Raw genomic sequence first — 15887 nt, 5'->3', positions numbered from 1 at the left:
GCGCTGAGCTATGGCCGCCTACTGGGCCAAATGTCGGCGCTGCAAAACCTGCGCCAGCGCCAGGCACAGCAAGGCCCAGGCCGAGCCAAAAGCCCAGCCGCCCAGCACATCGCCCAGCCAATGGGCACCCAGCATGACCCGGCTCAAACCGACCAGAAAGCTCAGCAGCAGCGCGGTGCCCAGCAAGAACAGGCGCTCGCTCGGCCGCACCCGCATGCTGGCCAACAAGACCGCCAGGGTCAGATAGACCAGGGCCGACATGCTGGCGTGGCCGCTGGGGAAACTCCAGCCCGCCCAGGCGGCATCGGCAAACGCGGGGTCAGGTCTTGCGCGGGCGAACATGCCCTTCATCAAGCTCAGCAAGCTCACGCCAGACAAGGCCGCCACCGCCACCAGCAGGGCGCGCCCGATGTGTCGGGTAAGCGCCAAGAACAGCACGGTCAAACCGCACAGCAAGCCCAGCACCGCCGTGCTGCCCAAGGCGGTCAGATCGCGCATCACTTCGGCCAAGCCGGGATGGGCAGCTCGCCAGTCATACGCCATCAACAAGACCTTCTGCTCCAGCGCCGAAGCTCCGCCGCTGGCACTGCGCTCACTGAGCACGATGCTCAGCCAGGCGAACAGTGCCAACAGCAGCAAGGCCGTCAAGGACCAGACCATGGGCTGGCGGGAGTTTGAGGTGGAGGAAGGCGTGGAAGGCGAAAGCTTGGGCATAAGCACCTAATTTGAAAGCGCGGCCGCGCCCTGCTGGGCAGCCTTGGCAGCTTTAGCAGCGCTGATGGCTGCAATCTTGGGTCGCGGTGCGCGCTTGCACTGCAGGGCCGCGCGGTAGTGCAGCGGTGTCGCACTGCTGTGGCGGCCAAAGGGCGTGGCCATTGGCAAGCCCGCCGCGAAAAGAGCACCGGCCGGCATGGCCATCAGCAGGCCCAGCCGGTGCGCTGGATGAGGGCCAAAGCATTTGGCCCTCAGGGTCAGCGGTAGAAAGCCTCGACGCGGCCTTTGATCTTCATCATCAGCGGGCGACCCTTGCGGTCGCGCGTCTTGGGCGAGGCCACCATCACCCAGCCTTCGCTGATGCAGTATTCCTCGACGTCAAAACGCTCCTTGTCGTTCAGGCGGATGCCGATCTCATGCTCGAACACGGCAGCGTCGTGATGCGGGCTGCGCGGATCGACGCTCAGGCGGTCGGGCATGGGGGGCAGTTCTTTTTTTTCTTCGGTCATGGCGGCTATGTGTTCCAGCTAGGGACTAAGGATAAGCCGCGATTTTCCCGCATTTGGCCCCATTTGGCCGTCGGCATGCGCGCGCTGCGCGCAAACAGCGCTCCAGGCAGGTTGAGGCAGGCACCGGCGGCATTCAGCGTGACGCCGCCAAATGCCGCTTGGTCATCCGTTCAGGGCGCAGTGAGGTGCAACTCGGTCACCACATAACCCGGGTTGCCGCGCTCGGCCCGAAAGCGGATCTTGTCGCCGGCCTTGAGCGTTGCCAGCTGCGCCGCGTCCTTGACGCGGAACACCATGGTCATGCCCGGCATGGCCAGGTTTTTGATCTCGCCATGCTTGATGGTCAGCTTGGCCTGCTCCAGGTCGACCTTGCGGATCTCGCCTTCGGTCAGGGCTTCGTCCGCAGCGCCGCTGTTGGCGCTATTCGCGCTATTCACGCCGCTGGCTGGCGGCATGGCGGCCGAGGTCTGCGCCTGCACGGCCACGCTGCTCATGCTCAGCGCGATGAAGGCCGCCAAGAGAAATGGGGTGGAACTGTTTTTCATGGTCTGTGGGCTCAAGGGTAGGACTGGTAGACACGGCTGCTGCCATCTTTGGCGAGCAGCAAAACGTCGTAGGGGTCTTTGCGGCCGCGGTACTCCGGGCCGTCCATGCCGGGCGAACCCAATGGCATGGCGGGCACAGCCAGGCCGATGGCCTTGGGGCGTTCTTTCAACAAACGCCAAATCTCACGCGCCGGCACATGGCCCTCCAGGGCATAACCGCCCACCAGCGCGGTGTGGCAAGAGCCGTATTCCAGCTTAATGCCCAGGCGCTCGCGCGCATCGGTGTTGCCGCGATCATCCACCTGGGTCTGGAAGCCATTGGCTTGCAGGTACGCAATCCAGTCCTTGCAGCAGCCGCAGCTCGGGACGATCCAGATTTGCACCACCGGCTTGCTCGGGCTGGCCGCCTGCGCCAAAGGCGCAATTGGCACCACCAGGCCCAGCACAGCCAAACTCAAAAAGGTTCGGCGTTGCTGGCGCTTTTCAATACTGCTGCGATTCATTTTGTTGACTCACTTTCTTTCAAATTGCATGGGCGATGGGACGGCCCCGCTTGGCGTGGCTGATCCTTCACTGCAGCCTTTCAGTGGCCGGCATGCGAGTTGGGTTTGCGAACCTTGAGTTCGGTGGGTGCGGGCGCGGCGCTGGTGGGCATGGACTGACCCCGGCTTTCGGCCCCGGCCACCGCGCGCTTGGCCGCCGGCATGGCGCCATCCCACTCAAAGGCCACCTCGCCCTTGGGGTGGGCGTACCAGCCGGGGTCGCTGTAGTCGCCGGGCTTTTGCTCCTTGCGTACCTTCAGTACCGAGAACATGCCGCCCATCTCCACCCCGCCGAAGGGGCCCTGGCCGGTCATCATCGGCAAGGTGTTGGCGGGCAGGGGCATTTCCATTTCGCCCATCTCGGCCATGCCGCGCTCGCCCATGCTCATGTAGTCGGGAATGAGCTTGCTGATCTTCTCGCTCACCCCGCGGGAATCCACCCCGATCATGGTGGGCAGGCCATGACCCATGGCATTCATGGTGTGGTGGCTCTTGTGGCAATGGAAAGCCCAGTCTCCCGGCTCATCGGCCACAAAGTCGATCTGCCGCATCTGCCCCACGGCCACATCGGTGGTCACCTCGGGCCAGCGCGCGCTCTTGGGTACCGGGCCGCCATCGGTACCGGTGACCATGAACTCATGGCCATGCAAATGGATCGGGTGGTTGGTCATGGTCAGGTTGCCCACCCGGATGCGTACCCGATCATTCAAGCGCACATTGAGCGAATCGATGCCAGGGAAGACGCGGCTGTTCCAGGTCCACAGATTGAAATCCGTCATGGTCATGATCTTGGGCGTGGCCGCACCGGGTTCCACGTCGTAGGCGCTGAGCAAGAAGCAGAAGTCACGGTCCACCGCGCTGATGAGCGGATTCGGGGCCTTGGGATGGGTGACCCAAAAACCCATCATGCCCATGGCCATCTGCACCATCTCGTCAGCATGCGGGTGATACATAAAGGTGCCGGGGCGGCGCGCCACAAACTCGTACACAAAGGTCTTGCCGGGCTGAATGGAGGGCTGGGTCAGGCCCGACACCCCGTCCATGCCGTTGGGCAGACGCTGGCCATGCCAGTGCACGCTGGTGTGCTCGGGCAGCTTGTTGGTGACAAAGATGCGCACCCGGTCGCCCTCCACCACCTCGATCGTCGGGCCCGGCGACTGGCCGTTATAGCCCCACAAATGCGCCTTCATGCCAGGCGCCAATTCGCGCACCACCGGCTCGGCCACCAGATGGAACTCCTTCACGCCCTGGTTCATGCGCCAGGGCAAGGTCCAGCCATTGAGCGTGACCACCGGGTTGTAGGGCCGGCCGCTGGTGGGAACCAGGGGCGGCATGGTGTCGGGCCGGGTTTGCAGCACCGGCTCGGGCAGCGCGGCCATGGCCACCTTGCTGACCGCAGCGGCCGAGACTGCCGAAACCGCGCCCGCACCCAAAACAAAATTGCGTCGATTGAACATTGGGATAACTCCAGATTCAGTGGGCCGGGGCGGCACCAGCGGCGGCTGTGGCCGCGGGGCTGGCCTGCGCCAGGCTGGGCTTGCCGATCAAGGCCATGTCAAGGTCGGCCTGGGCCAGCCAGAAATCACGCTGCGCTTCGATGGCGGCGTTGACCGTGCCGATCTGCACCCGGGCGTCTGCCAACAACTCGAACACGCTGATGAACATGCCGTTGTAGCGCAGCAGGTTTTCCTCGGACACCTGTTTGGCCATGGGCACCATCTCGTCACGATAGTGGCGGGCGATCTCGTAGCTGCTGCGATAGGCCTCAAAAGCTTCACGCAACTCGGAGCGCGCTTCCACCCCGGTTTGCGCCGCCCGCTGCAGGCTTTGCATGTACAAGGCCTCGGCCTTGGCGACCCGCGCGCCACTCCAGTCGAACAACGGCAACTCCAGGCTGACTTCCCAGCCGGTCTTGCGTGGCGCCTCGTTCGATGTGGCATTGCTGAGGCCGAACTCCAGCACATTGACGAAGCGGGTGACCTGGCTCAGGCCCAGGTTCTTGGCCGTCGCTTCGGCCTGCAAGCGCGCGGCTTGCACGTCCAGGCGCTGGGCAAAAGCCTGGCTCTCCAAGCCCTGCGGCTGGCGCAGTTGCTGAGGTAAGTCGGGCAGGCGAGATGGCAGGGTGAAGGCCGGCGCGGAGGACGCCGCTGAAGCGGCTGGGGCGACTTGGACGATCGGCCCAGTGAGCCCGAGCAAACGGGTCAAGCGCTCACGCGCAGCCAGCTGCGCACGCTCGGCCCGCACCAAGCCCAGCTTGGCTTCCAGGGCCAGGTTTTGCTCGCGCATCTTCTCCAGCTTGCTGAAGTTGCCGACCTGCGCCAGGCGCTGCGCCAGCAACCCGCCGGCATCCGCCGCGGCCTTGACATCGCGCTGGTAACGCAATGTTTGCTCGGCGGCGACCGCCGCGTAAAAAGCCTTCTTCGTCTCGGCCGCCAGCGCCAGCATCTGCTGCGTCAAGCCGGTTTGCACGGCGGCAAAACGGCGCTGTTCCAACTGCACGCTCAAAGGCATGGCGATCAGGCGGGCCAGATCGAATGAGAGGCCGCGGTCAATCTCGCGCTCATCGCCTTGGCGCGACTTGCCAAAACTGAAATGCGGATTGGGCCAGCGCCCGGCTTGCACCAGGTCCGCTTCAGCCAATCCCAAGTCATGGAAAGCGCCCTGCAAGCCAGGGTTGTTGAACAGCGCGATCTGCACCGCGCTGTCCGCCGTGAGTTCTTTGGCCAGCAACTCGGCCACACGCTGCTGCAAGCGGCTCTGCTCGGCCGGGCTTTTGGCGAGTTGCAGTTCCTGGCCGAGATGCTGGCGGGCCGCGTCTTGCACGGGGCCGATGCCGCCGTCTTTGCTAAAGCTGGCGCAAGCGCCCAGCAAGACTGGCAGGCTTGCCAACAACAGCATGCGCAGGGCCGAGGCCGGCCCGCCACGCTGGTTCAAGGGAGGGAGCATGTTCTGAGACACCAAGATGTCCTTTCATACGAGTTCTTCGTCGCATGGGGCAAGTCACGGGCATGCGCCGGGGATCAACGCCTCAGCGCCAAACCGGCATCGTGAGCTTGCCAAAACAGCAGCGCATGCCATTGCGAATGCGGCTGCCCGTGCGGCGAGACGCCGCAGCCAAGCATGCGAGAGAGTCGAAAGATACTTTGCCGGGCCAGGATGACACCCTGGGCCGGGCGACGCGGCAATCAGGCGCGCGCGGGTCGCGGCGGCCGCTCGATGCCACCGCAGAGTTCGCGGTCATGGCTTTGCGGCAGGGGGCTGATCTGTGCCATCCCGGTGGTCTGCAGCACGGGCAGGCTCAGAAGCGCTTGGCCGATCACTGCCACGCCGCAGCAAGCGGCACAGGCGCTGCAATGGCCTTGCGCTTTTTGATGGCCGTCCTGGCCTGGCGCGTGATGGTCGGCCTGCTCAGCTTGATCGGCCTGGCCGCAATGGTCGAACAGCGCAGCGGCTGCAGCAGCCATCTCGGCCTCTTGCTCGTCCAGGCAGTCCGCCAACATCGCGGCGTGTTGAGCCGAAGGGCTAGCCTCACTCAGCGGCTCGGCCATCACCCCCGCCCCAGCATGGCTGGGCGCGCACATCAGCATGGCCGTCGCCGCAATGCCCTGAACGGGAATTGCCAGCGCCAGCAGCCAAGCCAGAGCGATGCGGATGAAGGTGTTCACACGGCAATTGTAAAGGCGGCCTTCAAGCGACCCAGCCGGCGCAGCTCTTGGAGGCTGAAGCGACAAGGCTTGCCGCAATGAGAAACGCCCCGCAAGCGGGGCGTTTTCTTTTCATGTCCAGGCTAGACGGTTAGCGCTGGATCACAGTTGGCTTACTTGCCCTTGCTGGCCGAATGCGAGGCCTTGACGGCCATCTCGGTGGCAGTGGCAAAGCCCTTGCTGGCGGTTTCAACGGCTTGCTTGGTTTGGGCTTGCGCCGTTTCCAGGGCCGACTGACCGGCGCTCATGGCCGTCTTGAATGCGGACACTGCTGTCTCGCTGCCGGCTGGGGCTTGCTTCAGGGCAGCTTCGATGCTGGCGGCGGCCTGGCTTTGCACTTCGGCAAACTTGCCTTCGGCAGCCTTGCTCAGGGCGGTACCGGTTTCGGTGACGATTTCCGCCACGGCGCGACCGTAAGCGGCAGCCTTCTCAGCCAAAGGCTGCACCTGGCCGGCGACGGCGCTCAAATCTTGCGGGGCCTTGGCGGCCATCACGGCTTGCATCTGTTCGGCCGATTCGGCCATGGCCGACTTGGCGACAGACAGATTCAGCTCAACCAGCTTTTCAAAGCCAGCCAGGCTGGTGGCGGCCATGCTGCTCATATCGGCCATGGCGGTCTTGGCGGCGTTCAGGAATTGTTCTGCGGATGGGTTGTTCATGCGAGCTCCAAAGGGTTTGAGCTGCAATCCGGAAAACAAGATATGTTGCGGTGCAGCATGAATCAATAGTAAGGGCGAAATCCTGCAATGCAAGCGAAATTTGCTGCAGTGCAGCAAATATTCTTTGGCGGCGGCTTTTCTGCAGGTAATCGGCCTTGCAGATTGGCTGGCAAGCGACTCTGCGGGCTGGGTGACCCGGCTATAGTGCCGCCCTTCCCACGCCATCGCATTCCCCTGGCCGCTGTTGCCTCTGCGGCTGCCCAAACCAAATCCCTGGCCTTCACTAAGCCCTTCGCCCCCAAGTCATGAGCCTTGCCGATCTGCGTGCGGCGCTGGACGCCGAGCTGGCGGCCACGCCCGAGTTTTACGACTTCAAGGTGTTGCGCAGCGAGCGCGAAGGCCAGCTCTGGCGCGTCACGCTGGAAGCCGGTTACGTCTACGCCGAAGGCCAGCGCCCCGGCCAAGCCTCGGCCCACGCGCTGCTGGACGCCAGCCTGGACGGCGCCTCCGCCTGGTGGGGCGCGCCGGTCAAAGGGGGCGCCACGGTGCTGGCGGTCTTGGCCGAGGATGATCAGCTGCTGCTGCAAAACGCCAGCTGCCCGCCGCCCGGGCCGGACTGCCTGATCCGGCTCTACCCCAGCCGCTTTCTCAGCGCCGTGGCCGATGCTTGGTGGGACACGCCCTGGGCCGAGCGCGCGCTGGCCTGCTTGCCCGACTTGGCGCAGCCGCAGCGCGTGGACGAGGGCCCAGCCCTGACCGGCGCGCCCTTTCGCTGGTTGCGCCCGGCGCAGCGCCAGGCACTGCCGCTGGTGGACTACAGCAGCGCTTTTCTGTGGGGCCCGCCGGGCACCGGCAAAACCACCACCCTGGGCGTGCTGCTGGCCGAATACCTCGAACGCCGCCCCGAGGCCCGCGTGCTGCTGCTGTCCACCACCAACCAGGCCGTGGACCTGGCCACGCTGGCGGTGGACAAAGCCTTGCAAAAAGGCCGCCGCGAGGCCCTGCGCAGCAGCGTGCAACGCCTGGGCACCCGCTTCGACGCCGCCGCCTACGCCGGGCGCGAACACCTGATCCCCACCACCGACCAAGACCTGATCAGCCAACTCGCCCGCGCCGAAGCCGCCCGCCCCGCCAGCCGCGACGCACAGCAACTCAAAGCCTGGGCCGACCGCGTGGCCGCTTTGCGCGAAGCCCTGCGCAGCGCCTCGCTGCAAGTGCTGCGCCGCTGCCGCCTGGCCAGCATGACGACCACTCGCGCCGCCTTCACGCTCAAGACCCTGCGCGAGTTGGCGCCCGACGATGCGCCGCCATTCGATCTGCTGGTGTTCGACGAAGCCAGCCAGGTCAGCCTGGCCCATGCCTTGGCCCTGATGCCGCTGGGCCGCTGCCGCTTGTTCGCCGGTGACCCACAGCAGCTCTCCCCCGTGCAACGCAGCCCCGAGCGCGGCGCGCGCCGCTGGCTAGGCCGATCCGCCTTCGCCGAAAGCCCCATGCGCGGCCCCGCCGTGGCGCTGCTGAACGAGCAGTCGCGCATGGCAGGGCCGATTTGCGACTTGGTCAGCGAGATGTTTTACGACGGCGCCCTGCAAGTGGCCGCCGATGCGCAAGCCTCCCCCGCCTGGCTGGCTGAGCGCAAGCGCCCGCTGGGTGACATCAGCGCCGACACCCATGTGCAAATGCAGCACGTCGCCAGCCAAGGCGCCTGGAGCGCCGCCGCCCGCGGCCCGCTGCGCCGCGAATCGGCCGAAGCGATTGCCAAGGAAATCGCCGCCGCGCTGAACAGCGAGCAGTGGCAAGCCCATGAGCTGATCGTGCTGACGCCTTTCCGCGCCCAACGCGCCCTGCTGCGCCAATGCCTGCAGGCGCAAGGCGTGCCGGACACAGTCAAAGTCAGCACCGTGCACCGCGCCCAAGGCAGCGAAGCAGCCCTGCTCTTCTTCGACCCGGTGGACGGCAGCCAGCCTTTTCTGCAAAGCGAAGAGGCCCGCCGCCTGATCAATGTGGCGCTGAGCCGCGCCCAGGCCAAGGTGCTGGTTTATCTGTCAGCGGCCGACGCCAGCAACCCCTTGCTCGCACCCATCGTGCAGCGCCAGCGCCTGGCGGGCGACAGGCGCGAAGCCATCCCCCTGCTGCAGCTGGCACGCCAAGCCAGCTTCCCCGCTAACGCCCTGGGCCAGCGGGTGCAAGCCGGGCGGCACACTGGGGAGGTCAGCCGCTTGAGCGCAGACGGTCGCCAGTTCTGGCTGGTGAACGAGCGCAGTGGGGCTGAACAGCTGATTGATGTGGCGTTTTGGCGTGGCAAGGCAGCTGCGCCCTAAGGCTCGACGTTCATGCACAAGCGCGCACTGACCCTCTCATGCGCAAATCGGGCGGCAGTTTCGTACCCAAAGCACTAGTTCGCCACTTCGTGGAACAGACACTCGTCCAGCAGTCGCCTTGATCGTTTGAGCTGTCCCACCATCAGGCCAATTCAGAAATTTCGATGCGCTTGGAATCTGGATCTCGCACATAGATGGAACGGATCTTTTGCGTTGCCTCGTTCGCATCACAGGCCCGTAGCCGATGGGCCTGCAATCATGGGAATCACTCAGTCAAGGACGCTTCCCGATAGTTCGCGAACCGCCTCGCCAAGCAAACGTACGCCTTCCACGATTTGGGTGCTGCTGAGGCTGGCATAGCCAAGTACGAAGGCCGAGCCTTGTGACGGCGAACTTCGTGCGTCGGTGGCAAAAGATGTGGACAAGGGATAAACAGCCACCCCACGGCGCCGGGCCGCGGTGATGAGCGCCAACTCGGCGCCCAAGCCTGTCAGGGGCAACCGCATCACGACGTGCAGACCGGCGGCCGCGCCCAGGATCTCTGTGCCCTGGGGCAACTCGCGCGCTATGGCCCCTAACAGTGCCTCCCGTCGGCGCTCATACTCGCGCCGCATGCGCCGCACATGGCGTTCATAGGCGCCGCTGTCGATCAGTGCCGCCATGCTGCGCTGCTCGAGCACCGGCGCATGCCGATCTGTCAGTCGTTTCGCTTTCTGGAACGGCTCCTGCAGTTCGGTCGGCAGCACGAGGTAGCCCAGCCTCAGCTGCGGCGACAGCGCCTTGGAAAACGTGCCCACGTAGATCACGCGGCCGTCGGTATCCAGCGAAGCCAGTGCATCGATGGGATGTTGCCCATAGCGGAACTCGCCGTCGTAGTCGTCCTCGACAATCCACGCGCACTGCCGCCGTGCCCAGTCCAGCAGCTCTTGGCGACGGGCGATCGGCAGCGTGCCGCCCAGCGGAAATTGGTGCGATGGCGTCACGTAGGCCAGCCGAACTCGGTGATCGTCGGGCAAGTCTTGCGTCACCAGGCCATGCTCGTCGACAGGCACGTTCAGCCCTTGTGCGCCGGTGGCCTCGAAGCAGCGTCGGGCCATCGAGTAGCCCGGGTCCTCGAACACGAACGTGTCGTCGGCATCGAGGAGCACGCGCGCACACAGATCAATGGCCTGTTGCGAGCCATTCACCACGACGATCTGCTCGGGCAGGCAGCGCAGGCCGCGAGTCCGCCCCAAGTAGCCGGCCAGTGCCCGGCGCAAGCCCTCGTCGCCTTCCGGCGGTGCGTAATACAGGCGGGACTGCAGGTCCAACATGGCCGCCAAGTAGGCCCGGCGCCAGCTCATCGACGGGAAGTCACGTGCGCCGACGGCGCCGTAGAGGAAGTCGAAGGGCAGTGGCGCTGACGCAGGCATGGGTGTGAAGCGCATCGCCTGAAGCCGCTGACCGAACGCCGAAAGCTTCGCCGGCCGGTGCTTGGTAGCTCGTCGCGCGAGAGTGCCGTTTGCCAAGCTTGCGCCGGCAGCGACCGCCGCCACGCGCGCAGCCCGACCCGGCGATGTGACGATAAAGCCCTCGGCGGCGAGCTGATCGTAAGCCGCGCTGACGGTGGTGCGCGATACGCCTAGCTCCGCCGCAAGCGCGCGCGTGGATGGCACTCGGGCACCGACGCCCCAGATGCCCTCGGCGATCTGCGCGCGGATGTGTTCGTAGATTCGCCGGCCTGCGCCGTTCGCGCGAGCTGCCTGCGCCCCTGACATCGGTTTCAACTGGCCCACCCATAAAAGCAAAAACTGGATCTTGTCATTGTGCCGGTTGAACTCGATAGTGCCATCCTCGGCAATGACCACCCACACCCGGCTGCATCACATGTATATCCCCGCACACTTCGCCATCACCGACCCCGCAGAGCTACACCGCATCGTCCGCGAGCACCCGCTTGGCGCGCTGGTCACGCATGGCGACTCCGGCCTTGATGCCGACCACCTCCCCTTTGAATTCGACCCGGCCACCGGCGCACTGGGCACGCTGACCGCCCACGTGGCGCGCGCCAACACGCTGTGGCAGCGATGCCCCTCGGGCACGCCGGTGATGGTGGTCTTCCGCGGCGCGCAGGCCTATATCTCGCCGAACTGGTATCCCAGCAAGCATGAAGCGCACCGCCAGGTGCCGACCTGGAACTACGAAGTCGTGCATGCGCACGGCACATTGACGATTCACGATGACGAGCGCTTTGTGCGCGGCCTGGTCGCCCGGCTCACCCGCCGGCATGATGCGGCCGAACCGAAGCCGTGGAAGATGACGGACTCCGCACCCGAATTCATCGACGCGATGTTGCGCAATATCGTTGGTATCCAGATCGCCGTGACTTCCCTGGTGGGCAAGTCAAAGCTCAGCCAGAACAAGGAAATGCGCGACCGGCTCTCTGCCGCCGATGCGCTGGCTGAGCGCGGCCACGACGAACTGTCGAGAGCCATGCGCGGTGCCCCCTGATTGACAGAACGACCCGACGGTTCAGTCTTGGAGCGGACGCTACCCGACGCCTGCTCTCCTGCTTGTACGTCTGTCCCTTACAAGCCGGGCGTGATATTGCTGCAGAGCATTGATGTTGAGCTGCCTCAGAGTCATCTAACACGGAGGCACGGCAGGCAGCTCAGGGTCGAAAGCCGAAGAGCGGTTGGCAATGCCAGTCGACCGCTATGAGCACCTTGTAGTCGGACGCCAAGGCCTGGATCGTGCCCAAAGCGGAAGCTCGTTGAGCTTCACCAACAAGCTGGCTGCCGTCAGCCAGTTTTAGGGGCTGAAAGACGTCTACTGCCGGGATAGGTCATTGGCGCGTTCGAGGGCCGCATGACCGCTCTACCTGCGACATGTCCTTCAGCGGGAATTTGGCCAAGTCCACTGCTTTGCCTTGGGCGTTGGCGACCATCGCCAAACAGGCGGAGCCGCATTCGGCCGCCTGGGACTGGAGTCTTGGTTTCATAGGCGCAGCGCGGCTGCAAAAAACTCAGGGCGCGGTGACGGGCGCACCCCATTCACATTTTTTGTATTTGATGGGTTGATCAAACATGCCCAGGTAGGCGCAAATGGGCACTGGCACCATATCGACTTCGGCTCGCCGTTCATCCAGATGCTCTTCATCCTCAATGGGCCAAAGGGTCAATTCGGGGCCATCGGTTTTCAGCTGTGTGCCATATCGCTGGGGCAAGTTTTTCCGCACACGGATGCGATCATCCAATGTGGCCCATAGCCGCTTCGGTAATTCGTTGGCGTTGGCCGAGGCGCGCATCAAGGGTTCGTATTTGAGTTGGAATTCCAGACTCGCATGTTGCACGATGGTCGCAGCGTACTGCGGCGCTTTGTCACCAAACTCTGTGGTGGTCGGCCATCCACATCGGGCAACCAAATCCTCCAATTCACCTTGCAAGATGGCATCTGTCGCATGCATCCTTTCGGAGATCGCCTTGCGCTCCTCCTGGTTGACAGCAGTGCCATTCTTCTTGGCAGTCAAAAACAGTTCGCCCATCTTGATGCGCTCCCGTTGGTCGCGCTCAAGCCACGTATTTGTGCGCTTTACTTCAATCAACCAGTTGCATGTGTGATGCTGCATATTGCTTGCGGTAGCAACATCCTCCACAGCCAGTGCCTGACTTGAAATCAACAGCATTATCGGCAGCACCAGCCCGTGGCAATCAATGGCTTTGTAGCGCGACACAAGTAGACTCCCAATCTAGTCTGCGTATTTTACGAGTTATGCACATCTTTGTGAATCGGAGTTGGTCCGCTGTAGGAGTTTTTTGACAGCCTAAACGTTCAAGCCGGCTGCGGTCCACACGAGCGACCGTCGAGCCCCCACAGCCGCCGCCAACTTGGCCCTTGACCGGCCAGAGTACGGTCGCCATCAACGTGGCTATCGTTTTGGTCAACGGTAGCTTACTGGCAGCGATGAGGCCCACGCGGCCGGCCAGTTCGTGTCGTTCGTAAGCGCAAAGTGGGTGGCGGCAGGCTAGCCTCATCATTCGGCAATTGCTGACCAATGTGCTATTGAACGACCGCTTCATGTCGACTGAGTGAATTGGTCAACCCATTTTCAATTTCCGCTTCGGGCACCAAGCTGCCGGAGCCCAAAGGCTGCAATTAATTGAGCGCAAGCGGGATACATCTCGACTGCAGCACATGCAGCGACAATGCCCGCATGGCACAAGGCAAACGAGTTTCTCTGGACATTGGCGCTGAGGCACTGCAATCCATCAAGGATTTGGGGGCAGCCGCCAAACAGGCACGACTACAGGCGGGCGAAGGTCAGGCGGCGGCAGCTGCCAAGCTGGGCGTGCATGTGCAGACCATAGGCCGCATCGAGTCGGGTGAGCCCGGCGTGGCCGTCGGCCATGTGATGGGCATGTTGGCCTTGTACGGCATCGCGGTGCAGGCGCATATGGCGACAGCGGGCGCTACGGGCGAATCAGCGCCAGCAGGCGCGGACTGAATCGCGCCGGCGCTGGCGCTGGCGCGCTTTCAGCAAGATCACGCTAGCCTCATCTGGCGCTCACGCCTCAGTACAAGCGAATCGCCATATCGAAGTGCCAGGTCCGGCGGATTTCGATCACGTCGAATTCGCGCGCCAGATTGGGCTGGAAGGCCGGGTATGGCGCGTGGCTTTGCACGACACGGCGGATGGCCTCGTCCAACTCGGCCGAGCCGCTGGAGGTGACAAAAGTGACCGCTTCTACCGAACCGTCACGGCGAATCGCCACCGTCACCAGCGGCTTGTTGTGCGGCTGCTTGAGCGCGTCACGCACCAGCTCGAAACTCATATTCAGCTCGATCTTGCGGCTCCAGGCTTCGGCGTAAAGCAGCATCTCGGCATTGGCGTCGCTGCGACCAAACAGGCGGCCGCGCCGCTGGCTGCTGGCTGAGGGCAAGAGCGGCGCTGTGCTTGCTGCCGCGCGCGCGCCGGGCGGGTTGGCTTCGGTCCGAGCGGCATCACGCCGGGCCGCTTCTTCATCTAGCTGTCGGCCCATGGCCCGGCGCACGGCCTCGCGCTTGGCGTCTTGCTCGGCGCGCTCCGCTTGTTTTGCGGCGGCGGCCAGGCGTGCGGCTTCCTGGCTGGTTGCGGCCTGACGTTCGGCGGCTTGTCGCGCGGCCAGTTGCTGTGCCGCCTGTTCTTGTGCTGCCGCTTGCTGGGCCGCCAACTTCTGGGCAGCCTGTTGGCGCGCCGCTTCCTGCGCAAGTGCGGCCTGACGTTCCACGGCTTGCGCTTCGGCTGCGCGGCGTTCAGCGGCTAGGCGCTCTGCAGCCAGACGTTGCTCTGCCGCTTGTCGGGCAACGGCGGCCTGCCGAACGGCCTCTTGCTGAGCGGCGGAAGCAGCAGCTTGCGCGGCAGCAGCCAGTTGGCGTTCGGCCTGCAGGCGCTCGGCTTCCTGCTTGGCTGCAGCCTGCTTGGCCGCTTCTTGCTGAGCGGCGGCCTGCCGGGCCTGCTCTTGTTGCGCGGCAGCCTGGCGCGCTGCGGCTTGCTGGGCGCCTGCGGCTGATGCAGCGGCCGCTTGCTGCGCAGCCGCCTCTCGCTGTTGAGCGGCCTGCCGCGCTAATTGCTGACGCTCGGTCTCCTGGCGCGCCAACTCGCTGCGTTCAAGTGCCTGGCGGGCAGCCTCCTGCCTTGCGGCGGCTTGCTGCTTTTCTGCGGCTTCACGGATGGCTTCCTGCCGGGCCAGCTCCAGCGCCAGCGCTTGGCGCTGTGCTTCTTGCCGCGCTGCTTCCGCCTTTTGTTCGGCCAGCACGCGCTGCGCCTCTCGTTGTTGCTGCTGTTGCTGCTTGGCTTGTTCAAGCGCCTCCAACGCCAAGGCGCGGGCCTTGGCGGCCGCCTCTTCTGCCGCCGCACGCACTTGATCGGCGCGCACCGCGTCACGCAGCCCCGCCATCTCGGTCACGGCGGCCGAAGCAGCGGGCGATGCTGCATGCACATCCACCGGTGCCAGCCGATGCAGCGGCACGACTTGAGTTGCTACATCCGAGTTGGTCAAGGCGATCAGCGGCGGCGGCGCGGGCAAGGGCTGCGGCTCGGGATTCGAGGGCAGCGCGACCTGCGTTGGGGATGGCGCAGCTGCCGTGGAAGTTGCTGCAGTGGGGCTTGGCTTTGGCGCCGTTGCAGAAACAGGCGACGGCGCTGCAGTCACGCCGGCTTCGGCTGTTGGGGCATTCGCCAGGTAAACGGTGGCGGCGCCGGGCTCGCTCTGCGCTGACGGCAGCGCCGTGGCCGACGGGGCGGCGTCAATCTGCGCAGGCTGTTCAGCGGGCGGCAGCGGGGGCGGTGGCGGCAGCTGAGCCGCTGCGTTTTGCCCCGGCGGCGTCGCCAGCACCACGCGCAGATCCACCGGCTCTTGCCCTCGGCGATCCTGCCAGGGCAGCACCAGACCCGGCAAGCCTGAACCCTGACCGCCGACAAACAGGCTCAAGAGCAGGCCGTGAATCAGCAGCGAAGCCAGCAGGGCGACGTTGACGCGGCGGCCATCGGGGTTGGCGCTTGTTGAACCAAGTCCGAAACTCAGACCGCGCCAGGCACGGCGCGCGATGCCCCCTGGGGCCAAAGCACTGGCTGACTCGCGGCGCGAATCACTGGGCTGTTGGCGGGGAGATTGACTCGGCGTGGTGCTCAAGCAGGCACCACCCAGATCGCGGCGGGCGCCATGGGCGCGGGCCTAGCGCGCGCAGGCAGCAGCAAAGCCGCACGGCCGACGCTGCGCCCAGGCCACTGGCCGTGGCCTTGCTGGTTCAGCTGGGCAAGCATTGAAGGCGCCGCAAATCGCATGCGGCGCATTCTCTCTCATGCGAACGAGGCGGCCGGCTTGGCGCTGATGCGCTTGCCGGTGCCCTTCACTCTGCGCTGCGCGGCTCGTTTGGGC

At 64.8% G+C, this 15887-nt stretch carries 15 protein-coding genes and 2 pseudogenes; 3 read left to right on the top strand and 14 right to left on the bottom strand.

The annotated features are described in order from the left end of the window. Positions 1-18: 18 nt before the first annotated feature. The 8 genes from AT984_RS00790 to phaP all read right to left on the bottom strand — a co-directional run bounded on the left by AT984_RS00790 (position 19) and on the right by phaP (position 6673). Positions 19-660: a phosphatase PAP2 family protein gene (locus AT984_RS00790; protein ID WP_058718484.1), complete on the bottom strand. Its 642-nt coding sequence runs from the start codon at positions 658-660 to the stop codon at positions 19-21. A gap of 311 nt (positions 661-971) precedes the next feature. Next, the gene (locus AT984_RS00780; RefSeq protein ID WP_058718482.1) at positions 972-1223 is read right to left on the bottom strand and encodes a DUF3297 family protein; all 252 of its coding nucleotides are present in this window, start codon (positions 1221-1223) and stop codon (positions 972-974) included. A 170-nt stretch (positions 1224-1393) separates the two neighbouring features. Beyond that, complete coding sequence (locus AT984_RS00775; RefSeq protein WP_058718481.1) at positions 1394-1768, bottom strand: copper-binding protein; 375 nt, start codon at positions 1766-1768, stop codon at positions 1394-1396. 11 nt (positions 1769-1779) lie between these two features. Beyond that, positions 1780-2271, bottom strand: a complete 492-nt coding sequence (locus tag AT984_RS00770) for a DUF411 domain-containing protein (protein WP_082679677.1) — start codon at positions 2269-2271, stop codon at positions 1780-1782. 80 nt (positions 2272-2351) lie between these two features. Next, positions 2352-3767 carry a multicopper oxidase family protein gene (locus tag AT984_RS00765; RefSeq protein WP_058718480.1) on the bottom strand — a complete coding sequence of 472 codons (1416 nt, stop codon included), beginning with the start codon at positions 3765-3767 and terminating at the stop codon, positions 2352-2354. A 16-nt stretch (positions 3768-3783) separates the two neighbouring features. Continuing rightward, positions 3784-5256, bottom strand: coding sequence for a TolC family protein (locus tag AT984_RS00760; protein WP_058718479.1), 1473 nt, complete (start codon positions 5254-5256; stop codon positions 3784-3786). A gap of 239 nt (positions 5257-5495) precedes the next feature. Next, the gene (locus AT984_RS00755; protein WP_058718478.1) at positions 5496-5975 is read right to left on the bottom strand and encodes a hypothetical protein; all 480 of its coding nucleotides are present in this window, start codon (positions 5973-5975) and stop codon (positions 5496-5498) included. 152 nt (positions 5976-6127) lie between these two features. After that, complete coding sequence (gene phaP / locus AT984_RS00750) at positions 6128-6673, bottom strand: phasin family protein (RefSeq protein WP_058718477.1); 546 nt, start codon at positions 6671-6673, stop codon at positions 6128-6130. A gap of 305 nt (positions 6674-6978) precedes the next feature. On the opposite strand from phaP, the gene AT984_RS00745 reads away from it, so the two are divergent. Beyond that, a complete protein-coding gene (locus AT984_RS00745) occupies positions 6979-8991 on the top strand; it encodes a DEAD/DEAH box helicase (RefSeq protein WP_058718476.1) in 2013 nt (670 codons plus the stop codon). A gap of 142 nt (positions 8992-9133) precedes the next feature. Here the strand turns inward: AT984_RS00745 and AT984_RS23355 are convergent. Continuing rightward, positions 9134-9240 (bottom strand): annotated as a pseudogene (locus AT984_RS23355) (VOC family protein); the annotation flags it as partial. A 20-nt stretch (positions 9241-9260) separates the two neighbouring features. After that, positions 9261-10748, bottom strand: coding sequence for a MocR-like pyridoxine biosynthesis transcription factor PdxR (pdxR, locus tag AT984_RS00740; RefSeq protein ID WP_156422181.1), 1488 nt, complete (start codon positions 10746-10748; stop codon positions 9261-9263). A gap of 109 nt (positions 10749-10857) precedes the next feature. Here pdxR and AT984_RS00735 point away from each other — a divergent pair, with 109 nt between their 5' ends. Continuing rightward, positions 10858-11481 carry an FMN-binding negative transcriptional regulator gene (locus tag AT984_RS00735; RefSeq protein ID WP_058718475.1) on the top strand — a complete coding sequence of 208 codons (624 nt, stop codon included), beginning with the start codon at positions 10858-10860 and terminating at the stop codon, positions 11479-11481. Between the two features lie 385 nt (positions 11482-11866). On the opposite strand, the pseudogene AT984_RS23900 reads toward AT984_RS00735, so the two are convergent. After that, positions 11867-11971, bottom strand: a pseudogene (locus tag AT984_RS23900) (cysteine peptidase family C39 domain-containing protein); the annotation flags it as partial. A gap of 24 nt (positions 11972-11995) precedes the next feature. Next, complete coding sequence (locus AT984_RS00730) at positions 11996-12703, bottom strand: DUF6624 domain-containing protein (RefSeq protein WP_156421841.1); 708 nt, start codon at positions 12701-12703, stop codon at positions 11996-11998. 480 nt (positions 12704-13183) lie between these two features. Between AT984_RS00730 and AT984_RS00725 the strand changes: the two genes are divergently transcribed. Further along, positions 13184-13474, top strand: coding sequence for a helix-turn-helix domain-containing protein (locus AT984_RS00725; RefSeq protein ID WP_058718473.1), 291 nt, complete (start codon positions 13184-13186; stop codon positions 13472-13474). 67 nt (positions 13475-13541) lie between these two features. Here the strand turns inward: AT984_RS00725 and AT984_RS00720 are convergent, their stop codons facing one another. Next, positions 13542-15641: an energy transducer TonB gene (locus tag AT984_RS00720; protein ID WP_156421840.1), complete on the bottom strand. Its 2100-nt coding sequence runs from the start codon at positions 15639-15641 to the stop codon at positions 13542-13544. Then, positions 15638-15772, bottom strand: a complete 135-nt coding sequence (locus tag AT984_RS23760) for a hypothetical protein (RefSeq protein WP_257721168.1) — start codon at positions 15770-15772, stop codon at positions 15638-15640. The genes AT984_RS00720 and AT984_RS23760 overlap by 4 nt, the downstream gene beginning before the upstream one ends. Positions 15773-15887 lie beyond the last annotated feature (115 nt).

It is taken from the genome of Paucibacter sp. KCTC 42545 (assembly GCF_001477625.1).
Lineage (GTDB): Bacteria > Pseudomonadota > Gammaproteobacteria > Burkholderiales > Burkholderiaceae_C > Paucibacter_A.
Note: the sequence above shows the minus strand (reverse complement) of the source record. Positions and strands in the feature narration are given on the sequence as shown.